Source organism: Acidovorax sp. SDU_ACID1, from assembly GCF_045291395.1.
Lineage (GTDB): Bacteria > Pseudomonadota > Gammaproteobacteria > Burkholderiales > Burkholderiaceae_C > MR-S7.
This window is the reverse complement of sequence record NZ_CP152342.1, coordinates 4,874,359-4,896,577: the sequence shown is the minus strand read 5'-3', so window position 1 is coordinate 4,896,577 and position 22,219 is coordinate 4,874,359. Positions and strand designations below refer to the sequence as shown.

At 71.2% G+C, this 22,219-nt stretch carries 17 protein-coding genes; 11 read left to right on the top strand and 6 right to left on the bottom strand.

Going from position 1 to position 22,219, the window contains the following annotated elements; translation table 11 throughout:
• Window positions 1–1,101 carry a DNA glycosylase AlkZ-like family protein gene (locus tag AAG689_RS23770; RefSeq protein WP_406624064.1) on the bottom strand — a complete coding sequence of 367 codons (1,101 nt, stop codon included), beginning with the start codon at window positions 1,099–1,101 and terminating at the stop codon, window positions 1–3.
• A 171-nt stretch (window positions 1,102–1,272) separates the two neighbouring features.
• On the opposite strand from AAG689_RS23770, the gene AAG689_RS23765 reads away from it, so the two are divergent.
• Window positions 1,273–1,554: a TfoX/Sxy family DNA transformation protein gene (locus AAG689_RS23765; RefSeq protein WP_406624063.1), complete on the top strand. Its 282-nt coding sequence runs from the start codon at window positions 1,273–1,275 to the stop codon at window positions 1,552–1,554.
• Window positions 1,555–1,612: 58 nt separating this feature from the next.
• Here the strand turns inward: AAG689_RS23765 and AAG689_RS23760 are convergent, their stop codons facing one another.
• A complete protein-coding gene (locus AAG689_RS23760) occupies window positions 1,613–2,479 on the bottom strand; it encodes a LysR family transcriptional regulator (RefSeq protein WP_406624062.1) in 867 nt (288 codons plus the stop codon).
• Window positions 2,480–2,616: 137 nt separating this feature from the next.
• On the opposite strand from AAG689_RS23760, the gene AAG689_RS23755 reads away from it, so the two are divergent.
• The 4 genes from AAG689_RS23755 to AAG689_RS23740 are packed head-to-tail and all read left to right on the top strand — an operon-like array spanning window position 2,617 to window position 6,710.
• Window positions 2,617–3,402 carry an enoyl-CoA hydratase/isomerase family protein gene (locus AAG689_RS23755; RefSeq protein ID WP_406624061.1) on the top strand — a complete coding sequence of 262 codons (786 nt, stop codon included), beginning with the start codon at window positions 2,617–2,619 and terminating at the stop codon, window positions 3,400–3,402.
• On the top strand, window positions 3,399–4,943 hold the full coding sequence (locus tag AAG689_RS23750) for an AMP-binding protein (protein WP_406624060.1): 1,545 nt from the start codon (window positions 3,399–3,401) through the stop codon (window positions 4,941–4,943). The genes AAG689_RS23755 and AAG689_RS23750 overlap by 4 nt, the downstream gene beginning before the upstream one ends.
• 2 nt (window positions 4,944–4,945) lie before the next feature.
• On the top strand, window positions 4,946–5,920 hold the full coding sequence (locus AAG689_RS23745) for a tripartite tricarboxylate transporter substrate binding protein (protein ID WP_406624059.1): 975 nt from the start codon (window positions 4,946–4,948) through the stop codon (window positions 5,918–5,920).
• A gap of 4 nt (window positions 5,921–5,924) precedes the next feature.
• The gene (locus AAG689_RS23740; RefSeq protein WP_406624058.1) at window positions 5,925–6,710 is read left to right on the top strand and encodes an enoyl-CoA hydratase/isomerase family protein; all 786 of its coding nucleotides are present in this window, start codon (window positions 5,925–5,927) and stop codon (window positions 6,708–6,710) included.
• Window positions 6,711–6,790: 80 nt separating this feature from the next.
• Here the strand turns inward: AAG689_RS23740 and AAG689_RS23735 are convergent, their stop codons facing one another.
• A complete protein-coding gene (locus AAG689_RS23735; protein ID WP_406624057.1) occupies window positions 6,791–7,117 on the bottom strand; it encodes a BON domain-containing protein in 327 nt (108 codons plus the stop codon).
• A 154-nt stretch (window positions 7,118–7,271) separates the two neighbouring features.
• Here AAG689_RS23735 and tkt point away from each other — a divergent pair, with 154 nt between their 5' ends.
• The 6 genes from tkt to AAG689_RS23705 all read left to right on the top strand — a co-directional run bounded on the left by tkt (window position 7,272) and on the right by AAG689_RS23705 (window position 16,138).
• The gene (tkt, locus tag AAG689_RS23730) at window positions 7,272–9,341 is read left to right on the top strand and encodes a transketolase (RefSeq protein WP_406624056.1); all 2,070 of its coding nucleotides are present in this window, start codon (window positions 7,272–7,274) and stop codon (window positions 9,339–9,341) included.
• A 42-nt stretch (window positions 9,342–9,383) separates the two neighbouring features.
• Window positions 9,384–10,385, top strand: coding sequence for a type I glyceraldehyde-3-phosphate dehydrogenase (gene gap / locus AAG689_RS23725; RefSeq protein ID WP_406624055.1), 1,002 nt, complete (start codon window positions 9,384–9,386; stop codon window positions 10,383–10,385).
• 299 nt (window positions 10,386–10,684) lie between these two features.
• Window positions 10,685–12,787 (top strand): PAS domain S-box protein, encoded by a 2,103-nt coding sequence (locus AAG689_RS23720; protein WP_020229193.1) that lies wholly within the window; start codon window positions 10,685–10,687, stop codon window positions 12,785–12,787.
• Window positions 12,784–14,838 carry a putative bifunctional diguanylate cyclase/phosphodiesterase gene (locus AAG689_RS23715; protein ID WP_406624054.1) on the top strand — a complete coding sequence of 685 codons (2,055 nt, stop codon included), beginning with the start codon at window positions 12,784–12,786 and terminating at the stop codon, window positions 14,836–14,838. The genes AAG689_RS23720 and AAG689_RS23715 overlap by 4 nt, the downstream gene beginning before the upstream one ends.
• Window positions 14,839–14,924: 86 nt before the next feature.
• Entirely contained in the window at window positions 14,925–15,497 is a 573-nt protein-coding gene (locus AAG689_RS23710; RefSeq protein WP_406624053.1) for a DUF924 family protein, read from the top strand.
• Window positions 15,497–16,138, top strand: a complete 642-nt coding sequence (locus tag AAG689_RS23705; RefSeq protein WP_406624052.1) for a TetR/AcrR family transcriptional regulator — start codon at window positions 15,497–15,499, stop codon at window positions 16,136–16,138. Before AAG689_RS23710 ends, AAG689_RS23705 begins: the two co-directional genes overlap by 1 nt.
• Window positions 16,139–16,232: 94 nt before the next feature.
• Here AAG689_RS23705 and AAG689_RS23700 read toward each other — a convergent pair whose 3' ends face one another.
• The 3 genes from AAG689_RS23700 to AAG689_RS23690 all read right to left on the bottom strand — a co-directional run bounded on the left by AAG689_RS23700 (window position 16,233) and on the right by AAG689_RS23690 (window position 22,181).
• Window positions 16,233–16,577, bottom strand: a complete 345-nt coding sequence (locus AAG689_RS23700) for an HPF/RaiA family ribosome-associated protein (protein ID WP_020229189.1) — start codon at window positions 16,575–16,577, stop codon at window positions 16,233–16,235.
• Between the two features lie 71 nt (window positions 16,578–16,648).
• Entirely contained in the window at window positions 16,649–18,577 is a 1,929-nt protein-coding gene (locus AAG689_RS23695; protein ID WP_406624051.1) for a CHASE2 domain-containing protein, read from the bottom strand.
• Between the two features lie 10 nt (window positions 18,578–18,587).
• Window positions 18,588–22,181: a TonB-dependent receptor domain-containing protein gene (locus tag AAG689_RS23690; protein WP_406624050.1), complete on the bottom strand. Its 3,594-nt coding sequence runs from the start codon at window positions 22,179–22,181 to the stop codon at window positions 18,588–18,590.
• Window positions 22,182–22,219 lie beyond the last annotated feature (38 nt).

Below are 22,219 nucleotides of genomic sequence, written 5' to 3'. Positions count from 1 at the left end.
TCAAACGCCCAGGAAGGCGCGCATCCGCGCCAGTTCCTCGTCCAGCGCGGCGTGGAACGCCGCCTCGCGCGGCGGCCGGCCGGCCACATAGCCGAATTGCGCCTGCAGCTGCGCGCCCGCCCCGCCCTGCACCACCGCGAGGTTGCCCCAGCCGATCACCTGCTCGCGCCACAGCAGCGGCAGCGCGTAGTAGCCCAGCTGGCGCCGGGGCGCGGGCGTGTAGGCCTCGAAGCGGTAGGCCCAGCCCCACAGCAGCTCGAAGCGGCGCCGGTCCCACACCACCGGGTCGAACGGCGTGAGCAGGCGCACGCCCTGCGGCGGGCGCCAGCGCGCGGCGGCGGGGTTCTCGCCGGCGGGCCAGTACCAGTCCACGCCATCGACGCGCGCATGCGCCAGCCGCCGGCGGGCGCGGGCCAGGGCGCCGGCGCGCTCGGCGGCCCATTGCGGGGCGCCGCCGCGCAGGTGGCTCAGCAGCCGGCCCAGGCTGGCGGCGGGCAGCGGCGCGTATTTGGCGACGGCCAGGTCCACCAGCGCATCCATGCGCGCCATTGCGCTGGCGCCCTCGTCCTCTGCTGGCGTCCGCACGGCGTAGAGCCGCGTGCCGCCCTCGCGCCGCGCCACGCGCAGCAGGCCGCGGTAGTGCATGGCGTCCAGCAGCTGGGCACTGGCGGTGGTGCTGCCGCCGAACCAGTTGCTCGCCTTGCCGTGGGCGAAGCGCGCCTCGACCTCGCGCGGATGCACGGCGCCGCTGGCGCGCACGAACTCCAGCACGGCAGCGGCCTGGCGCTCGCGCTCGGGCGTCCAGGCCGTGCGCGGCGTGCGCGGGTGCATCAGCGCCGCGTGCCGGGGCGGCAGGAAGCCATAGTTGACGAAGAAGTCTTCCTCCAGCCCCAGCCGCGCATAGCGCCGCTCCAGGTCGCCGGCGCGGTAGCCGCGCACGCGGTGGCGCAGCGTGAGGTCCTGCGCGCGGGCCGGCGCGCGGATGGGATCGGCCTGGACGAAGCCCAGCCGCGCGATGGCGCGCGGCAGCGTGGTGGGCGCAAACAGCGTGCGCGCGACGGCGTGGCGGCGCAGATGGTCCAGGGTGGGAGCGGAGGGCATGGCGGCATCATGACGGAACGCCGCGCCGCCGCAAGCAGGGCGCGCCGCAATCGTGAAAATCCTTCAAATGTGAGTCTTCGCATGCGCTGTGCATGGCGCGCGCACGGGCGTTTGCCCAGAATCGGCCGCGTTTCCATTCCTTCGGCCGCCGATGACCCCTCCCCCGCCTCCTTGCCCGGACTCGACCCGCTCGCGCGGCACATGCTGGCGCGCGCGGGCATCCATTCGCTGCAGGAGTTGCGCGCGCTGGGCAGCGTGGAGGCCTACGTGCGCGCCCAGGCGGCCAACGTCCATGTGGGCCTGCCCCTCCTCTGGTCGCTGGAGGCCGTGCTGACGGGTCAGCCCTGGCGGCAGGTGGAGCGCGAGCACCGCGCCCGGTTGCTGCGCGTGCTGGCATGCATCCCGCGCCATGCTTACGCACGCGCTCCCAAAACCATAGCTGCTCGCGCTTGATGGGAAAGCGCTGGAGGCACTTTTCGCTTGAATCCGGCGCGGGCGCGCCCGTTCCAGGCTACATGCCGTCCAGGCACTCCACGAAGACGCGCATCAGTACGGATGGCGCCTGCTGCTGCGCCATGAGGATGTAGCGGACGAAATTCACGCGGGGCTCGAAGGGCAGCACCTGGATGCCGGCCAGGTCCAGATGCCGCACGACGAGCGGATTGAGCACGCTCACGCCCAGCCCCAGGCTCACCATGCGGCAGATGACCGCCGAATAGGGCGCGTCCAGCGTCAGCCGCCGCCTGTCGGGCACGAACGCCGCGTCCACCACCGCGCGCGTGCCGTCGCCCTGGGTCAGCGAGATGAAGGTTTCGTCGTCCAGGTCGGCGCTGCGCACCACGGCCCGGCCCGCCAGCCGGTGCCCCTCGGGAACGATGCACACGCCGTTTTCCTCGGCCCACAGCGTGGACTGCAGGCCCGGCGTGTCATCCAGGTTGGTCACCAGGCCCAGGTCCACGTACCGGTTCGCGGTCCACTTCGCCACCGTGGCCGAGTCGCCCGTGTGGATGGAAACGGATGCGTCCGGGTACCGCAGGCGAAACGCGTGCATGGCTTCCGGCATGACGCTCATGGCAAGCGACGCCACCGCGCCGATGCGCAGCGTGCCCGAGCCCACTTCGCGGATCTGCCTGGCGCTGTCCGCCAGCGCTTCCATGCCGAGGAACCAGCGCTGCACCGACTGGAAGAACGCTTCGGCCTCGGGCGTGGGCGTCAGGCGCCCGCCCAGCCGCACGAACAGGGGGAAGCCGACCATTGCCTCCAGTTGCCCGATGGCGCGGCTGACGTTGGGCTGCGAGGTATGCAGGTCGTGCGCGGCCACCGTCATCGACCGCGTGAGCATCACCGCGCGAAAGGTTTCGATCAGCTTCCAGCGCATGGGTGTCTCCTGCTTGGCAGCGGCAAGTATATCCAGATGGATATGCATTCTGCATAACTTGTCATTGGACGACATGCCCTGCGCTTCCTATTCTTCCGAGGCATCACCACCCAACGCCGGTTCAGCCGACGCATCCAATGACCTCTCCTGCCGTCCTCCTCGAGCGCCGCGGGCCCGTGGGCCTGATCACGCTCAACAAACCGTCCAAGCTCAATGCCTGGGACAAGGCCATGCGCGACCAGATCGTGGCGGCCTTGCGCGACTACGACGGCGACGCCGCGATCGGCGCCGTCGTCATGACGGGCGCGGGCGAGCGCGCGTTCTCTGCCGGGCAGGATTTCGCCGAGGCGCACGACTTCGACGCCGACCGGGCCGAGACCTGGATCCGCGAGTGGGAAGACTTCTACGGCACGCTGCGGCGCCTGACCAAGCCCGTCGTGGCCGCGCTCAACGGCACGGCCGCCGGCTCGGCCTTCCAAGTAGCGCTGCTGTGCGACATCCGCGTGGGCCATGCCGAGGTGAAGATGGGCCAGCCGGAGATCAACTCCGGCATCGCCAGCATCACCGGGCCGTGGATCATGAAGGAGATCCTGGGCATGTCGCGCACCATCGAGCTGACGCTCACGGGCCGCATGATGGAGGCGCAGGAGTGCCGCGAGATCGGCCTGATCCACCACCTGGTGCCGCGCGAGCAGGTGCTGCCGAAGGCTCTGGAGATCGCCGAACAACTGGCCGCCAAGGCCCCGCTGGCGATGCGCCTGGACCGTGCCTGGTTCGCCGACATGACCGAGGCGGGCTTCCGCCAGACCATCGACGCGGCCATCCGCGCGCACCGCGAGTCCTACGCCTCGGGCGAGCCGGCGCGCAAGATGGAGAGCTTCATGGCCGCGCGCGGCCACGCGCTGGGAGGGACCCAGCCATGATCGAGATGCCGCCGGTCGGCGACGAGACGCTGCGCCGCATCATGGACCGCCGGGCCAAGGAAGACCCCGGCCACGTGCTGCTGAAGTTCCAGGACCGCGACCACACCTCCGGCGAGATCGACGCCCAGGTGAACCGCGTGGCCAACGCCCTGCTGGCGCGGGGTTTGCAGCCCGGCGACCGCGTGGCGTTGATGCTGCCCAGCCACCCGGACCACCTGGTGGCGATCCTCGCGCTCGCCAAGGTGGGGCTGGTGCGCGTGCCGGTCAACACCGGCTTCAAGGGCGCGTCGCTGGCCTACCCGTTCGAGGCCTTCGCGCCGCGCGCGCTGATCGCCGACGTGGAATATGCCGAGGTGCTGGCCGAGGCGCTGCCCACCAATGCGGTGGAGATGACGCTGTGGCGCGGCGGCGCGCAGGACGACTTCGCCGCGCTGCTGGCGCATGCCGACAGCGCCCCGCCCGCGGTGGAGCCGGGGCCGGACGACATCATCGCCCTCACGCCCAGCTCGGGCACCACGGGCGCGCCCAAGGGCGTGAACAAGTCCGACCGCACGCTGCGCGCCGGCCCCATGGGCACGCTGCGCCTCACGGGCGCGCAGCCGGGCGACGTGTTCCTGCTGTGGGAATCGCTGCACCACGGCGCAGGCGTGGCCGTGTGCATCGCCGCCATCCTGCAGAAGCTCACGCTGGCGATGGTGGAGAAGTTCAGCGCCTCGCAGTTCTGGGACCAGTGCCGCCACTATGGCGTCACGCACATCCACTACCTGGGCGGTGTTTTGCCCATGCTGCTCAAGCAGCCGCCGAAGGGCAACGACCGCGACCACCAGGTGCGCATCGCCTGGGGCGGCGGCTGCCCGCCCGAGGTGTGGGACGTGTTCTCCGAGCGCTTCGGCGTGGAGATGCGCGAGGGCTACGGCCTGTCGGAGATGATCACCTTCGTCACCGTCAACCCGCAGGGCCCCAAGTTCTCCATCGGCCAGCCGCTGTCGTACTTCGACCTGAAGCTGACCGACGACGAGGGCAACGAGGTGCCCGTGGGCCAGCCGGGCGAGATCTGCGTGCGCTCGCGCGTGCCGGGCCTGCAGTTCCTCGGCTACTTCCGCAACGAAGCGGCCACCGAGGCCGCGCGGCGCGGCGAGTGGTTCTGCAGCGGCGACCTGGCGCGGCGCGACGAAGCCGGCTACTACTACTTCGCCGGCCGCAAGAAGGACACGGTGCGCCGGCGCGGCATCAACATCTCGGCCTGGGAAGTGGAGCGCGTGATCGGCGAGCACCCGACCATCGCCGAATGCGCGGTGGTGGGCGTGCCCAGCGAGCTGGGCGACGAGGAGTTGAAGCTCTTCGTGCGCCTGGCCGAGGGCGCGCAGCTGCCGCCCCAGGAACTGGTGGACTGGTGCAAGCCGCGCATGCCGGCGTTCCAGGTGCCGCGCTTCGTCGCCTTCGTCGACGAACTGCCCAAGACCCCGACGCAGCGCATCCGCAAGAACGAGCTGCCCCGCACCCTCACCGGCGTTTGGGACGCCGAACAACCCCGGAGCTGACCATGAAGAAGTACCTCAAGCACTGCGTGGCCGCCTGCGCGGCGGCCCTGGCCTGCACGGCGCCGTTCGCGCAGGACTACCCCTCGCGCCAGGTGACGATGGTCGTGGGCTACGCGGCCGGCGGCGCGGTGGATGCGGTGGCGCGCCTGCTGTCGCAAAAGCTCGGCGACGCCCTGGGCAAGCCCGTGGTGGTGGACAACAAGGCGGGCGCGTCGGGCAACATCGGCGCGCAGTTCGTCGCCAAGGCCGCTCCCGACGGGCACACGCTGCTGATGGCGCCGGTCACCACCTACGCGATGAACTCGCTGCTCTACCCCGCCACGGCGGGCTACCACCTCGACAAGGACTTCGCGGGCGTCTCGACCGTGGGCTACCTGCCGCTGGTGCTGGTGGTCAACGAAGCGCTGCCCGCGCGCTCGGTGGCCGACCTGGTGAAGGCCGCCAAGGCCCGGCCCGGCGGCATGGACTACGGCTCGGCGGGCAACGGCTCCATCGAGCACGTGGCGGGCGAGATGTTCAAGCAACAGGCGGGCGTGAGCATGGTGCACATCCCCTACCGCGGCGCGGCGCCCGCCATCACCGACCTGATGGCCGGCCAGCTCAGCCTGATGTTCGCCACCGTGCCCACGGCCGTGGCCAACCTCAAGTCCGGCAAGCTGCGCCCCCTGGCGGTGACCACGCCCGAGCGCATCGGCGCGCTGCGCGACGTGCCCACCACGCGCGAAGCGGGCTACCCCGGCTTCGAGGTCGCGTCCGTCTATGCCGTGCTGGCCCCGGCCGCCACGCCCCAGCCCGTGGTGCAGCGGCTGAACCAGGAGATCGGCAAGATCCTGCAGATGCCCGACGTGCAGGCGCGCTTCCAGACGCTGGGCATCGAGCGCGCCGCCTCCACGCCCGAGGAGGCCACGCAGCGCCTGGGCCAGGAGCTGGCCCAGTGGCGCAAGGTCATCCAGAGCAGCTCCATCAAGGCGGATTGACGACATGGCCTCTGCATCAGACATCCGTATCGAGCATCGCGGCGAGGGCCGCTCCCTGGTCTCCATCGCACGGCCCCACCGGCGCAATGCCTGCGACTTCGCGGCCTGGACCGAACTGAAGGCGGCATTCGAGACGCTGGGCGCCGACCCGTCGGTCAAGCTCATCGTGCTCACGGGCGCGGGCGGCCATTTCTGCGCCGGCGACGACGTGGTGGCCTTCTCCGCCGTCACCGGCGAGGCGGAAAAGAACGCATGGCGCGCGCGCATCCAGGAATGCTATGCCGCCGTGCAGGCCGCGCCCAAGCCGGTGATCGCCGCAATCTCCGGCGTCTGCGTGGGCGGCGGCTGCAGCCTGGCCATGTGCTGCGACTTCCGCGTGGGAGACGCCACCGCGCGCGTCGGCGTGCCGGTGGCCAAGCTCGGGCTGGTGTACCCCACGGTCCAGCTGCAGCGCCTGGCATGGCTGATCGGCGCGTCGAACGCGCGCCGCTGGGTATACGAAGCCGCGCTGTACGACGCCGCCGAGTCGCACCGCGTGGGCTATCTCGACGCTCTGGCCGATGGCGATGCGGTGGAGGCGGCCTTCGCGTTCGGCGCGGGCATGGCGCAGGCCGCGCCGCTGTCCATCGCGGGCTCCAAGGCCCAGCTCAACGCCGTGCTGGCAGGCCGCGTGGAACAGGAGCGCGCATCGCTCGACGCCATGGTGCTGCGCGCCGACCGCAGCGAGGATTTCCGCGAAGCCGCCCGGGCTTTCGCCGAGAAGCGGCGCCCGGTCTTCACCGGGCGGTAGCCTGGGGCCGCCGCATCAAAAACAATAGCTGCCCGCGCTTGCCAGACAAGCGCGGGCAGCCTTTTTGACTGAATGACTCTTCAGGGCTTGACGATGAGGCTGTTGCGCACCTCGGTCACGCCCTTGACGGAGCGTGCCACCTCGCCCGCGCGGTTCTTCTCGGCCTGCGACTTGGCGAAACCCGACAGCTGCACGATGCCGCCGTCGATGGTCTTGACGTGGATGGCGGCGGCCGACGTGGCGGGGTCGTTGGCCAGTTGGGCCTTCACGGCGGTGGTGACGGCCGAGCCGTCGATGTATTCGCCCACGGTTTCCTGCTTGCGCGCGACGGAGCAGCCCGCCAGCAGGCCCAGGGTGGCGCCTGCGAAGGCGGCGGTCATGAGGGCACGGGTGATGGATTTCTTCATGGCGGTCGGTTCCCTTCCTGAGGTCGTTGCGGAAGCCCCGAGTATCGGGCGGCATACCGGCTCCGATTGTCAAGAATCCTGTCGCGGCGGGGGCCCCGGTAAAATCGCGGGCTTTGCTAGACAACTCGCGCCCGCCGCGCGGCGCCCCCTCTTCATGGCCAACTCTCAACAAATGGCGAATGCGATCCGCGCACTCGCAATGGATGCCGTTCAACAAGCCAATTCCGGCCACCCCGGTGCCCCGATGGGCATGGCCGACATGGCCGTGGCGCTGTGGGGCCGCCACCTGCGGCACAACCCCGCGAACCCACAGTGGGCCGACCGCGACCGCTTCGTGCTCTCCAACGGCCACGGCTCCATGCTGCTGTACGCGCTGCTGCACCTCACGGGCTACCCGCTGCCGATCGAGGAGCTGAAGAACTTCCGCCAGCTGCACAGCAAGACGGCCGGCCACCCCGAGCACGGCATCACCCCCGGCGTGGAGACCACCACCGGCCCGCTGGGCCAGGGCATCACCAACGCCGTGGGCTTCGCGCTGGCCGAGAAGCTGCTGGCCGCCGAGTTCAACCGCAAGGATGGTGATGTTGACCACACCATCGTGGACCACCACACCTACGTGTTCCTGGGCGACGGCTGCCTGATGGAAGGCATCAGCCAGGAGGCGATCTCGCTCGCCGGCGCGTGGAAGCTGAACAAGCTGATCGCCCTGTACGACGACAACGGCATCAGCATCGACGGCCAGGTGGCCCCCTGGTTCGTGGACGACACGCCCGCGCGCCTGCGCGCCTGCGGCTGGAACGTGATCGGCCCCGTGGACGGACACGACGCGGACGCCGTGGCCGCGGCCATCGCCAGTGCCAAGGCCAGCGCCGACAAGCCCAGCTTCATCGTCTGCAAGACGGCCATCGGCAAGGGCTCGCCCAACCGCGCCAACACCGCCAAGGCGCACGGCGAGCCGCTGGGCGCCGAGGAAATCGCCCTGACGCGCAGCGCGCTGGGCTGGAGCAGCGCGCCGTTCGAGATCCCCGCCGAGGTCTACGCCGACTGGAACGCCAAGGACGCCGGCACCGCCGCCGAATCCGAGTGGAACGAGCGCTTCGCCGCCTACGCCGCTGCCTTCCCCGAGCAGGCCGCGGAGTTCACGCGCCGCATGGCCGGCGACCTGCCCAAGCATTTCGCCCAGACCGCCGTGGACGCCGTGGTGGCCGCCCACACCAAGGCCGAGACCGTGGCCAGCCGCAAGGCCAGCCAGATCGCGCTGGAAGCCTTCACCGCCCGCCTGCCCGAGCTGCTGGGCGGCAGCGCCGACCTGACGGGCTCCAACCTCACCAATACCAAGAGCACGCCCGCGCTGCGTTTCGACGAGCAGGGCCACGTGGTGCAGACCGAGGTGGTGCTGGGCGAGCAGACCTTCAAGATGGGCGGACGCCACATCAACTACGGCGTGCGCGAGTTCGGCATGGCCGCGGTGATGAACGGGATCGCGCTGCACGGCGGGTTCATCCCCTACGGCGGCACCTTCCTCACGTTCAGCGACTACAGCCGCAACGCCATCCGCATGGCCGCGCTGATGAAGCAGCGCGTGATCCACGTGTTCACGCACGACTCCATCGGCCTGGGCGAGGACGGCCCCACGCACCAGTCCATCGAGCACGCGGCCAGCCTGCGCCTGATCCCCAACCTGGACGTGTGGCGCCCCGGCGACACGGCCGAGACGGCCGTGGCCTGGAGCGTGGCCCTGTCCAACCGCGACAGGCCCACCGCGCTGCTGCTGTCGCGCCAGAACCTGCCCTACGCTCCCAAGAGCGACCTGGGCGACATCTCGCGCGGCGCCTACATCCTCTCCGAGCCCAAGGACATCGGCCTCAAGAAACGCGCCCAGGCGGTCATCATCGCCACCGGCTCCGAGGTGCAGCTCGCCCTGGCCGCGCAGAAGCTCCTGGCCGAGCGCAAGATCGCCGTGCGCGTGGTCTCCATGCCCAGCACCACGACCTTCGACCGCGAGGACGCGAAGTACAAGAAGCTGGTGCTGCCCGCCGGCGTGCCGCGCATCGCCGTGGAGATGGGCGTGACCGACTTCTGGTGGAAGTACGGCTGCGCCGCCGTGGTGGGCATCGACACCTTCGGCGAGTCGGCGCCGGCCGGCGTGCTGTTCAAGCACTTCGGCTTCACGGCCGAGAACGTGGCCGACACGGTGCAGGCCGCGCTGCGCCGCGCGAAATGAATCCCCCGGTTTCGACATTGCAACTTTGAGGAGAGATTGACCATGACCATCAAGATCGGCATCAACGGCTTCGGCCGCATCGGCCGCAACGTGCTGCGCTCGGCAGTGCAGAACTTCTCCGACATCGAGGTCGTCGGCATCAACGACCTGCTGGAGCCCGAATACCTGGCCTACATGCTGCGCTACGACTCGGTGCACGGCCGCTTCAAGGGCGAAGTGTCGGTCGAGGGCAACACGCTCATCGTCAACGGCAAGAAGATCCGCCTGACGCAGGAGCGCGACCCCGCCAACCTGAAGTGGAACGAGGTCGGCGCCGACATCGTGATCGAGTCCACGGGCCTGTTCCTGGACAAGGCCAGCGCCGAGAAGCACCTGGCCGCCGGCGCCAAGAAGGTGCTGATGTCCGCTCCCTCCAAGGACGACACGCCCATGTTCGTCTTCGGCGTGAACTGCCAGACCTACGCGGGCCAGGCCATCATCTCCAACGCCTCCTGCACCACGAACTGCCTGGCGCCCATCGCCAAGGTGCTCAACGACAAGTGGGGCATCAAGCGCGGCCTGATGACCACCGTGCACGCCGCCACCGCCACGCAGAAGACCGTGGACGGCCCCAGCAACAAGGACTGGCGCGGCGGCCGCGGCATCCTGGAGAACATCATCCCCAGCAGCACCGGCGCCGCCAAGGCCGTGGGCGTGGTGATCCCCGCGCTCAACAAGAAGCTGACCGGCATGTCCTTCCGCGTGCCCACCTCCGACGTGTCGGTGGTGGACCTGACGGTGGAGCTGGAGAAGGAAGCCAGCTACGACGAGATCAAGGCCGAGATGAAGGCCCAGTCCGAAGGAGCGCTCAAGGGCGTGCTGGGCTACACCGAGGACAAGGTGGTGGCCACCGACTTCCGCGGCGAGACCTGCACCTCGGTGTTCGACGCCGAGGCCGGCATCGCGCTGGACAAGACCTTCGTGAAGCTCGTCGCCTGGTACGACAACGAATGGGGCTACTCCAACAAGTGCCTGGAGATGGTGCGGGTGATGGCCAGCAAGTGAGCCCACGCTCCCGTTGCTAGAGACGCGCCCTGCGGGGCGCGTTTTTTTTGGGCAGCGCCACCCCGTTTTGCATGTGCAAGCCCCCGGAGCGCCGTCAAATATCCTTAACGCGGATCAGAACGGTCCGGAAATCGCTACAGTTGTGTCCAATGCAAGCAAGCGTTGCAGGCTGCTTGCTCCCCGCCCCCTGGGCGGCCCCTGTCCCAGCGAGTCACCCATGCGCCCGTACCATCCGGTCACCGCCCAGGCATCTCCTGTTTCCCGGCTGCTGCCGCCACGCTGAGGCGCGAGGGCACGCGATGGACTTCTACCGCCACATCTTCGAGGCCTCGCCCGACGGCCTGCTGGTCGTGGCGGAGGACGGGCGCATCGTGCAGGCCAATACGCGCGCCTGCCAGCTCTTCGGCTTCGCGCCGGGCGCGCTGGACGGGCAGCCCGTCGACACGCTGATCCCCGGCCGCTTCGCGCCGCGCCACGCAGGCTACCGCCAGCGCTACTTCGCGGCGCCGCACTCGCGGCCCATGGGCGCGGGGCTGGAGCTGTCGGGCCGGCGCCAGGACGGCAGCGAGTTCCCGGTGGACGTGATGCTCAGCCCCATCGCGACGGATGCGGGCATGGCGGCGCTGTGCGTGGTGCGCGACGTGACCGAGCGCCAGCAGGCCGAGAAGCGCTTCCGCGGCCTGCTGGAATCCGCGCCCGACGCGATGGTGATCGTCGACGCGCAGGGCCGCATCGTGCTGGTGAATTCGCAGACCGAGCGCCTGTTCGGCTTCCGGCGCGAGGAGCTGCTGGGCCAGCCGATCGAGATCCTCATCCCCGAGCGCCTGCGCGCGCACCACCCCGCGCACCGCCAGGGCTACCACGCCAACCCGCGCGTGCGCCCGATGGGCGAGGAGATGCAGCTGCACGGCCTGCGCAAGGACGGTGCGGAATTCCCCATCGAGATCAGCCTGAGCCCGCTGGAGACCGAGGACGGCACGCTGGTGGTCAGCGCGATCCGCGACATCACCTCGCGCGTGCGGGCGCAGGAGGAGCGCTACCGGCTCGCAGCGATCATCGAGTCGGCCACGGACGCGATCATCGGCAAGAGCCTGCAGGGCACGATCCAGAGCTGGAACCCTGCGGCCGAGCGCATGTTCGGCTACACCGCCGCCGAGATCACGGGGCGGCACATCTCGGTGCTCATCCCCGAACCCATGCGGGCGGAGGAGGAGCGCATCATGCGCCAGATCCACCACGGCTCGCGCGTGGAGCCCTACGAGTCCCGCCGCGTGCACAAGAGCGGGCGGCTCATCGAGGTCTGGCTCACCGTCTCGCCCGTGCGCGACGGGCAGGGGCGCATCGTGGGCGCGTCCAAGATCGTGGCCGACCTGACGAACCGGCGCCGCGCCGAGCGCCAGTTCCAGGCGCTGCTGGAATCGGCGCCCGACGCCATCGTGATCGTGCGCGCCGACGGCCGCATCGCGCTCGTCAACTCGCAGACCGAGAAGCTCTTCGGCTACGAGCGCCAGGACCTGCTGGGCCAGAACGTGGAGATGCTCATGCCTGCGCGCTTCCACGCGCGCCACCCCAGCCACCGCAGCGGCTATTTCGCCAGCCCGCACCCGCGCCCCATGGGCAACGGGCTGGAGCTGCGCGGGCTGCGCAAGGACGGCACCGAGTTCCCCATCGAGATCAGCCTGAGCCCAATCGAGACGGCCGAGGGGCTGCTCGTGTCCAGCGCCATCCGCGACGTGACCGACCGCAAGCGCGCCGAGCAACTGCTGCTCGATTCGCTCAAGGAAAAGGAAGTGCTGCTCAAGGAGATCCACCACCGGGTGAAGAACAACCTCGCGGTGATCTCCAGCCTGTTCTACCTGCAGTCGAGCTACCTGCACGACGAGCGCATGAAGACCATCATGCAGCAGAGCCAGGACCGCGTGCGCTCGATGGCCATGGTGCACGAGAGCCTGTACAGCCACGACAATCTCGCGGAGGTGGACTTCTCCGAGTACGTGGCCAACCTGAGCGCCCGGCTCGTCGCCAGCTACGGGCTGGACGGCCGCCCGGTCGTGCTCACGACGGCGCTGGAGCCGATCCTGCTGGGCATCGACACGGCGGTGCCCTGCGGGCTGATCCTCAACGAACTGGTCACCAATGCGATCAAGCACGGCCTGGCGCAGGGCGGCACCCTGCACGTGACGCTGCGCCGGGTCGACCCCGGCACGTTCGCGCTGGGCGTGCGCGACGACGGCACGGGCCTGCCGCAGGGCTTCGACATGGGCGGCGGCACCTCGCTGGGCATGCGCCTGATGCGCTCGCTGTCCAAGCAGATCAACGGGCAGATCGTCCTGCGACCGGCCGCGCCGGGCACCGAGGCGCTGCTGACGGCGCCGCTGCGCCAGAAGAAGGAGGAGGAGTGAGCATCACCGATCGCGCATGGCGGCTGCTGGTCGTCGAGGACGAGGCGCTCATCGCCGAGGAGACGGCCGACCGCCTCACCCGCATGGGCCACGAGGTGGTGGGCATCGCCGACACGGGGCGGGAGGCCATCGACATGGCGCAGGACCACCGCCCGGACCTGGTGCTCATGGACATCCACCTCAAGGGCCGCATGACCGGCATCGAGGCCGCGCAGCAGATCTACGGGCAGCTGGGCACGCCGGTGGTGTTCGCCTCCGCCCACTCCGACCGCGAGACGCTGCAGCGCGCGCAGACCAACGCGCAGTTCGGCTACATCCTCAAGCCCTTCCGCGAGAACGACCTGACCCTGGCGCTGCGCGTGGCCATGCACCGCCACCACGTGGAAACGCACCTGCGCAAGACCGAGCTGACGCACGCGGCCATCCTCGCGAGCATCAACGACTGCGTGATCGTCGCCAACGCGCAGGGGCGCATTGGCTTCATGAACCTCAAGGCCGAGGAGCTGCTGGGCTGGCACGCGCTGGAGTCGTTCGACCGGCCGCTGGAGCAGGTGGTGCCGCTGGTGGACGAAAGCGGCCGCGAGAGCATCCGTATCGGCCGCGCGCTGCCCGACGGCTACACCTGCATGCTGACCAACCGCAACGGCCACGCGCTGCACGTGGAGATCACCGTCACGCCCATCGAGGATGCGGTGCACCGCGAGATCGGCACCACCGTCGTGCTCAAGGACGTGACCGACAAGAAGCGCAAGGATGCGCTGATCTGGCGCCAGGCCAATTTCGACGACCTGACCGGCCTGCCCAACCGCGGCATGTTCCGCGACCGCCTGCGCGCCGAGATGCTGCGCGCCGAGGCGGCGCAGCTCCCGGTGGCCCTGCTGCTGCTCGACCTGGACCACTTCAAGGAGGTCAACGACACGCTGGGCCACGAGAAGGGCGACGAGCTGCTCGCCGAGGCGGCCCGGCGCATCCAGGGCTGCCTGCGCCACGGCGACCTCGTGGCGCGGCTGGGCGGCGACGAGTTCGGCGTGATCCTGCCCGGCATGGGCGAGTGCGCGCCCATCGAGCAGCTGGCCGCGCGCATCACCCGCGCGCTGGCCGAGCCCCTGTTCATCGGCAACGTGCCGCTGCACGTGGAGGCCAGCATGGGCATCGCCGTGTTCCCGCGCGACGCGCAGGCCTACGAAGACCTCGTGAAGTACGCCGACCAGGCCATGTACGCCGCCAAGTCCGAGGGGCGCAACCGCTTCGCCCACTTCACCCATGCGATCCGCGCGCGCGTGGAGCACCACCAGGCGCTGATGCGCGACCTGCGCCAGGCGCTGGCGCGCGGGCAATTGCAGGTCCACTACCAGCCCATCGTCACCCTGCGCACGGGCGAGGTCGCCAAGGCCGAGGCGCTGCTGCGCTGGCATCACCCGCAGCACGGCATGGTGAGCCCGCTGGAGTTCATCCCGCTGGCCGAGGAGTCGGGCCTGATCCACGAGATCGGCGACTGGGTGTTCGGCCAGGCGGCCGACGCGCTGGCGCAGCTCGGGCGGCCGCTGCAGATCAGCGTGAACGCATCGGCCACGCAGCTGGCCTCGCCGCATTTCGGCGTGGCGCACTGGGGCGCGCGGCTGGACGCGCTGGGCATCGCGCGGCAGTCGATCTCGCTGGAGATCACCGAAAGCGCGCTGGTCGAAGACTCGCCCCAGGTGCGCCAGTGCCTGACGGACTTCCGCACGCAGGGCATCGAGGTGTCCATCGACGACTTCGGCACCGGCTTCTCGTCGCTGGCCTACCTGAAGAAGTTCGACATCGACTACCTGAAGGTAGACGCCTCGTTCGTGCGCGGGCTCGCGCACGACGAGAACGACCGCATCATCGTCGAGGCCATCATCGTCATGGCGCACAAGCTGGGCATCAAGACCATCGCCGAGGGCGTGGAGACGCCGGAGCAGCGTGCCATCCTAGGCGCGCTGCAGTGCGACTACGCGCAGGGCTACCTGTTCTCGCGCCCCGTGCCGCTGCCGGAGTTCGAACGCTTCGTCGCCCACGCGGGTTCATAGCCGAATCGGCCTCCAGCGCTTATTGGGCAAGCGCAAGCAGCTATTCTTTCAGAAGCATCCAGGCCGCGCCGGCCGGCAGGCGATACTTGGCCCATGGACACATCCCTGCCCCCATCGCCGCCACGGCGGCCGAGGTGCTGCGCTTCTGGTTCGACGAGAGCACGCCCCGGCAATGGTTCGCCAAGGACGACGCCTTCGACACCGCCATCCGTACGCGCTTCATGGCGCTGCACGCGCAGGCCGCCCAGGGCGAGCTGTGGCACTGGCGCACGGACGCGCCGGGCCGGCTGGCCGAGGTCATCGTGCTGGACCAGTTCTCGCGCAACCTGCACCGCGGCGCGCCCGCAGCCTTCGCGCAGGACGGCATGGCGCTCGCGCTCGCGCAGGAGGCCGTAGCCCAGGGCCTGGATGCGCAGCTGCCCCCGCAGCGGCGCGCCTTCCTCTACATGCCCTACATGCACAGCGAGTCGCTGCGCGTGCAGCAGGAATCGCTGCGCCTGTTCACCGCACTGGGCGCGGCGGAGAGCCTGGACTACGCACACCAGCACGAGGCCATCATCGCGCGCTTCCACCGCTACCCGCACCGCAACGCCGCGCTGGGGCGCGCCAGCACGCCCGAGGAGCGGGACTTCCTGCAGCAGCCCGGCAGCGCGTTCTGATGGCCACTTCTGCCCGCACCCGCACCACCTACCGCCACGGCGACCTGCGCCGCGCGCTGCTGGAGGCCGGCATCGCCCAGGCCCGCGCCGGCGGCCCGCAGGCCATCGTGCTGCGCGAGGCCACGCGGCAGGCGGGCGTGGCGCCCAACGCGGCCTACCGCCATTTCGCTAGCCGGCAGGACCTGCTGGAGGCCGTACGCGCCCACGCGCTGGCCGCCGTGGCCCGCGCCATGGAGGCGGAGCTGGCCACCGTGCCGCCGGACCTGCCCGCGGCCGACCATGCCCGCGCCTGCGTGCGCGCCGTGGGCCTGGGCTACCTGCGCTTCGCGCGCGAGGAGACGGGGCTGTTCCACACCGCCTTCGCGGCCGCGGGCGACCTCGGCGCGGACACCCCCGGCGGCGACGACAAGGCCGGCGCCAGCGGGCTCGACCCGTACCAGTTGCTGGGCGCCGCGCTCGACCGCCTGGTGGCCAGCGGCGCCCTGCCGCCCGAGCGCCGGCCAGGCGCGGAGTTCCTCGCCTGGTCCGCCGTGCACGGCCTGGCCATGCTCGTCATCGACGGCCCCCTGGGCCGTGCCGTAGGGCCGCAGATGGACGCGGTGGCCCAGCGGCTGCTCGACATGGTGGAAAAAGGGCTGTAGGCGCCGGGCGCGCCTACAGCCCTCGGATACGAGCCAAATCAGGCTCTAGCGCTTGACAGGAAAGCGCCAGCAGCTATCGAAACAGAAGCATCGATCAGGACACCGTGCGGATGGTATCGCGGCCCTGACGGTCCTTGGCGCGCTCCAGGTCGTCGCCCAGCGCGCGCACCAGCTTGTCGGCGGCGGCGGCGAACGCATCGCCCACCTTCGCGGCCTCGGCGTGCGCGGCCACGGGCTGGCGGCCGGCGGGGCGAGCCTCGATCACGCAGCGCTTGTCGGCCGTGCCGCTCTTTCCACCGTCCACGTCGGAGAAGAAGACCTCCACGCGCGTCACGTGCTCGCGAAAGCGCGCCAGCCGCTGGGCGGCCTCGTCCTGGGCCCAGCGGACGAGCGATTCGCCGCCCTGGATGTGGTCGTTGGTGTGCACCTGGATCTGCATGGTTTCTCCTTTCGTGAAAACGCCTCCATCATGCCTGTGCTCCGGCACGAAGGCTTGATAGGGGTCAAGCATTAGAGCTTGTCGAGCGCCACAGCGGGCTGCCAGGCGTCCGTGGCAGGCAGGAGGCGTGCCTGCTCCAGGCGCTCGGCCAAGCGGGTCGCCGCGGGGTCGCCGGGCAGCAGCGCGCGCAGAGCGTCCAGGCTGGCCCCGGCCTCGGCCCATTGGCGGGCGTGGAAGTGCTGCAGCGCGTCGCGGCTGAGGGCGCGCACGCGCGCGTCGTCGCACGGGGTGAACACGCGCACGGGCTCGCTGCGGCCCTTGACGATCACGTCGTCCAGCGCGCGCAGGCCCAGTTCGGGCGGCAGCCGCTCGGCCGTGGAGCCCGACATCAGGATGTGCGTGCCGAAGGCCTTGTTGGCCCCCTCCAGCCGCGCGGCGAGGTTCACCGCGTCACCGATGGCGGTGTAGGAAAAGCGCTGCTCGGAGCCCACGTTGCCCACCACCACGCGGCCCGTGTGCAGGCCGATGCGCATGTGCACGGGCGGCAGGCCGCGCTCGCGCAGGCGCCCGGCCAGCCCTTCCATGGCCTGGCGCATGGCCAGGGCGGCGCGCACGGCGTGCTCGGCATGGTGGGCGTCGTCCAGCGGCGCCCCCCAGAAGGCCATGACGGCATCGCCGATGAACTTGTCCACCGTGCCGCCGGTGGCGTGGATCAGTGGCGTCATGGTGTTGAAGTAGAGCGTGAGCAGCTCCACCGTCTGCTCGGCGCTGAGCAGCTCGGACAGGGTGGTGAAACCCTCCAGGTCGGTGAACATCAGTGTCACCTCGCGCGCCTCGCCGCCCAGGCGCAGCAGGTGGGGCTGGGCGACCAGGCGCTCGACCACGGTGGGCGGCACGTACTGCGCGAACATGGCCCGCGTGAGCCGCGCGTGGCGCCGCGTGGCCGCGTAGGCCGCCAGCGCCATCGCGCCATAGACCGCGAGCACGGCGGCCATGGGAAACAGCGGCGCCAGCCACAGCCCGCGCGCGAACAGCGCCCACGACAGCAGCGCCACGCCCGCCGCCAGCGCGGCGGCCAGCGCGGCGGCCGCGCCCGGGTGCAGGCGCCGCCCCGCCGCCAGCAGCAGCGCGCAGGCCGCGCCCACCAACGCCAGCGACCAGCCCTCGGGCACGCCGCGCAGGCCGGCGCCGGTGAGCTGGTTGTCGATCAGCGTGGCCTGCAGCTCCACGCCGGGGAACAGGCGCTCGCCGCCCAGCGCCGCGAAGGGCGAGTTGAACAGGTCGGCCTGCGCGTGCGACAGCTCCACGGCCGAGAGCGCGGAGCGGCCCACCAGCACGGTCTTGCCCTGGAAGAAGCCCGGCGGCAGCAGGCCGGGCAGCAGCGCCTGGTAGTACGAGCGCGTGTCGAAGGTGCCGCGCGGGCCGCGGTAGACGATGTATTCCTGCGTGCCGTCCGGCGCCCTGCCGCCCGCCAGTGCGGCCATTCGCGCGGCGAAGCTGCCCGCGTGGTGGTGCGCGCGGCGCACGACGAAATCGTCGTCCGGCTGCACCATGGATTCGCCCGCGATCGCCCCGGCCTGCGCGAAGCGCGCCAGCGGCAGCACCTGCACCCACAGGTCGGCGTTGGCGTTGTCGGCCCGCTCGCGCGCCGAGGCCAGCACCACGGGCGCGGCCTGCCGGGTGAAGCGGGCGATGGCCTCGGCGAAGGCGGCGTCCTCCTCTTCGCGCGAGGCCTCGGAGAACAGCACGTCGAAGCCCACGGCCGCCGCGCCGTCGGCACGCAGGCGCTCCAGCAGCTGCGCATGCATGCTGCGCGGGAAGGGCCACGCCTGGCCGAGCTGCTGGAAGGTGGGCTCGTCGATCGCCAGGACCACGATGGGCAGCGGCGAGGGGCCGGGCGCCGTGACCGTGGCGAGCAGGTCGAAGCTCTTGAACTCCAGCGCATGCCAGACGCGCGTGAAGCTCGCGGCCCAGACCAATGCCAGGGCCAGGAGAGCCACCGCCCATGTTTTAGAAGCGGTAGCGCGCGTCGATGACATACCGCTCCGAGTAGCGCGGCGACGAGGGCGCGAACAGGTTGAGCGCCGCCACGCCGACGATCCAGCGCTTGTCCGCCGTCTCCCAGTAGGCCAGCAGGTCCAGGCCCCAGCCGGCGGGGCGGCGGGTGAGGTTCTCCTTGTCCTCGAAGCGCTGCGAGCGGTGGACGGCGCGCGCGCTCAGGTACCAGCCCTGGGCGCCGGCCCAGGTGGTGCCCAGCACGGCCGTGTGGCGCGGCACGAAGGGCACCTGCCGGCCCGAGAGCACGTCGCCCGAGCTGCCCTGCACGTAGCTGCTGCGGCTATGCTGGTAGAGGTACTTGGCGTAGCCGGACCAGTGGCGGCTGAACAGGTGGTTCACGCCCGCGCCCAGCACGCTGAGGGTGCCGCGCTCGAAGTCCGGCGTGCCTTCGAGCACGTCGGCGGTGGACAGGTTGACGGTCTGCTGGTTGCGCAGCTCCTCCAGGAACGGCATGGAGGGCGTGCGCAGGTCCACGCCCACGGTGCCGGGGTTGGCGATGCGCAGGTGGTCGGCGCGCAGCGTGGCGTAGGTGCGCTCGCCCAGCTCCAGCCCCAGTTGCGCCACGCTGCGCCGCTGGCGGCCGCCGGCCTGCACCAGGCGGTCTTCCACGGGAATGCCGGCGGTTTCCACGCCGGCCAGGGTGGCGGTGGACAGGGGCCGCTGCCAGTCTTGGTAGGCCACGCGCAGCGTGGCCCCGGCCGCCGGGCGCCACACCAGGCCCACGCGCGGGGTGAAGGTGTGCTCGGTGTCGTGGCGCGTGGCGGTGTCGGTCACGACGGCCTGCGCGGCCACCAGGGCCACCATGTTCTCGCCCTGCACGCGGTGGCGTATGCGCTGCCAGCCCAGGGCCGCGTCCAGCGTGGCGGCGGGCGACAGCGCCTGCTGCAGCGCCAGCGTGAGGCTGCTGTAGCGCCGGTCGATGCGGTTCTGGCCGGCGAACAGCATCACGTCGGCCAGGCCGGCCGCGCCGTAGACGGGGCCGTAGCCTTCCACGATGCTGGTCTGTTTCTCGACGGCGTGCTCCAGCGTGGCGCCCAGGCGGGTGCCGGGCGCGGCATCCAGCGTGTGGCGCACCTGCAGCTCCGACAGGCGCCGCGCGGGGTCGGCCGCCAGCCCCAGCACGCCGGCCACGGGCGGGTTGACGAACAGCGCGGGGGCATTGGCGGCCGTGGTGTGCTCCAGGCTGCGGCCGAGCTTGAACCACGTCTGCTCCACCGGGCTCCAGCGGTACGACAGGCCCGCCGCGCCCTGGCGCAATGTGTGGTCCATGCGCGTGTGCTCGTAGTCCTGCCCCAGGCCCAGCAGGTCCATCTGGTTGCGCCCGCGCAGGCGCATGTCGAAATGGCTGGCGTAGGCGAAGAGGTTCAGCCGCTCGGTGGGCTGCAGGCCCAGGCCCAGGGTGTAGACCTCGGCGCGGGTGTCGCCGGGGCCGGACTCGTCGCGCATGGCCGGCGCGTCGGACACACCCACGTCGATGGGCTCGCGGCTGTTGAGGGACTGGGCCTTGAGGAACCACGACACGGGCACGTGCCGGTTGTCCATGCCGTTGAGGGTGACGGCCGGCATGCTGCGGTGGTGGAACTCCTTCTCCAGCGTGAGCCCGGCCGATCCGTGCACGCCGGGCTGCTGCAGCAGCGAGGAGTGGCGCTGGCTGGCGCCGAAGGCCATGGGATCGGTGAGGAAGCCCTGCATGAGGGCGGAGTTCTTGTTGAACTCGCCCGGATAGCGGTCGGCCAGGAACAGGTGGCTCGCGCCCCAGTAGGGGTAGTGGCTCTGCTGGGCCAGCTCCAGCGCCCAGTCCTCCAGGCCGAAGAAGGCCAGCGACGCGCCCAGGTTGGCGCTGCCCTGCTGGTCGTTGGCGATCTGGTTGAGCGACTTGAGGTGGGGCATGCGCGCCACGCCCTCGCGCGCGGCGGCCACGGCGTCGCCGGGCTGGAACAGGTCGGTGTGGATGCGCGCCAGCAGCAGGTGGGGCACGGGGTCCTTGTCGTCGAGCGCGATGGCCTGCTCCAGCGCGCCCACGGCGTCTGCATGGCGGCCGAGCTGGTAGTAGGCCACGGCCGTCCAGGTCTTGGCGCGGGCGTAGCGCGGCTCCATGACGCCGGCGCGCAGGAAGGCGTCCAGCGCCTGCGCGGGCTCGCCGCGCTTGAGGTGCAGCAGGCCCAGGCCGGTCAAGGCCACGTAGTCGGCCGGGTTGGCGGCCAGCGCCTGGGCGAAGGCGTCCTGGGCCGGGTCGAAGCGGTTGGCCAGCGTCTCCAGCGTGCCCAGCTCGCCGGCCGCGCCCGGCGCGCGGGCGGACAGGGCCAGCGCCTGCTGCAGGTGGCGGCGCGCGGGCACGGTGTCCTCGCGCTCGGCCTGGGCGCTGCCCAGGCCTTGCCAGCCGCGCGCGTCCTGCGGCGCGACCTGCGTGGCCTGGGTGTACTGCGCCAGGGTGGCGGGCGCGTCGCCGCGCCGGCGCGCGAGTTCGGCGCGCACCAGCGCCAGGGCCAGGTCCTGCGCGGCCTCGTGGCCCGCGAGGGTGCGGCTGCTGTCGTCCAGCCGGTCGGCCAGCAGCTGTGCACGGGCGAGCTGCGCGGTGAGCGCGCCGTGGCCCGGGCGCTGGCGCAGGCCGGCGCGCAGCGTGGCCTCGGCGGCGGCGCTGTCGCCATCCATGAGCTGCAGATCCGACAGCATCAGCCACGCGGCGGCGGGCGTGCCCTCCTGCGCAGCGCGGGTCTGGGCCAGCAGACGCTGGCGCGCGGCGGCGGTATCGCCCTCGGCCAGCAGCACGGCGGATTCGGCCGCGGCCTGCCAGGCAGGCGGCAGCGCGGTGCGCGCGGCATCCAGCGCCGTGCGGGCACGGACCGCGTCGCCCGCCTGCAGCGCCTGCTGCAGGGGCTGCAGCGGCGCGGACAAGGGCTCGGCCACGAGGTGCGGCGCGGGGTCGGCCCGCAGGGCGTTGACCCACTGGATGCGGTCGCGCGGACGGCTCAGCACCAGGCGCACGGGGGCCTTGCCCACCTCGGCCAGCGCGGCCTCGTTGGCTGCGACGCGCACCTGGCCCTGGTCGTTGGACAGCTCCACCACGCCCGAGAGCACGGTGAGCACGGTGCGGCCGTCCGGCCCCACCTCCAGGTCCCAGTCGGTGCCGCGGATGGCGGCCACGGCGGCGGGCGTCTGCACCTCCAGCCCCGAGCCGTCGGCGCGCTTGGTCTGCGCCCAGGCGCGGCCCGCGTCCAGCACCAGGCGGGTCAGCGGCTGCGCGGGTGTGGCGAGCGACTTGACCTGCAGCGTGGTGTTCTGGTGCAGGCGCACCTGCGTCTGGTCGGAGAACAGCACGGCCATCTTGGCGGCCTCGCGCGTGCGCACGGAGTCGCCCGCCGCCAGCGGCTGCGCGGTGCGCGCGGGCTGCCACTGCGTGGCGGCGGCCGGGCGCTGGTCGCCCAGGCCCTGCAGGCTCAGGATCTCGGCCGCGGCGCCCGGCGGCACTGCGGCCGGCGCGGTGCAGGGCCAGGCCAGCGCGCAGGCCAGGCTGCAGGCGCTCAGACGCAGGGCGATGGTTGGCATGGGGGTCCCCTCTGGTGTTCGAATAGGCCGCATGGCCC

Bases quoted from the DNA above. Each gene is read 5' to 3' on its own strand.
- AAG689_RS23735 (WP_406624057.1), bottom strand. From the start codon at position 7,117: ATGAAGAAATCCATCACCCGTGCCCTCATGACCGCCGCCTTCGCAGGC.
- AAG689_RS23705 (WP_406624052.1), top strand. From the start codon at position 15,497: ATGGCCACTTCTGCCCGCACCCGCACCACCTACCGCCACGGCGACCTG.
- gap (WP_406624055.1), top strand. From the start codon at position 9,384: ATGACCATCAAGATCGGCATCAACGGCTTCGGCCGCATCGGCCGCAAC.
- tkt (WP_406624056.1), top strand. From the start codon at position 7,272: ATGGCCAACTCTCAACAAATGGCGAATGCGATCCGCGCACTCGCAATG.
- AAG689_RS23760 (WP_406624062.1), bottom strand. From the start codon at position 2,479: ATGCGCTGGAAGCTGATCGAAACCTTTCGCGCGGTGATGCTCACGCGG.
- AAG689_RS23750 (WP_406624060.1), top strand. From the start codon at position 3,399: ATGATCGAGATGCCGCCGGTCGGCGACGAGACGCTGCGCCGCATCATG.
- AAG689_RS23720 (WP_020229193.1), top strand. From the start codon at position 10,685: ATGGACTTCTACCGCCACATCTTCGAGGCCTCGCCCGACGGCCTGCTG.
- AAG689_RS23740 (WP_406624058.1), top strand. From the start codon at position 5,925: ATGGCCTCTGCATCAGACATCCGTATCGAGCATCGCGGCGAGGGCCGC.
- AAG689_RS23745 (WP_406624059.1), top strand. From the start codon at position 4,946: ATGAAGAAGTACCTCAAGCACTGCGTGGCCGCCTGCGCGGCGGCCCTG.
- AAG689_RS23700 (WP_020229189.1), bottom strand. From the start codon at position 16,577: ATGCAGATCCAGGTGCACACCAACGACCACATCCAGGGCGGCGAATCG.
- AAG689_RS23690 (WP_406624050.1), bottom strand. From the start codon at position 22,181: ATGCCAACCATCGCCCTGCGTCTGAGCGCCTGCAGCCTGGCCTGCGCG.
- AAG689_RS23770 (WP_406624064.1), bottom strand. From the start codon at position 1,101: ATGCCCTCCGCTCCCACCCTGGACCATCTGCGCCGCCACGCCGTCGCG.
- AAG689_RS23755 (WP_406624061.1), top strand. From the start codon at position 2,617: ATGACCTCTCCTGCCGTCCTCCTCGAGCGCCGCGGGCCCGTGGGCCTG.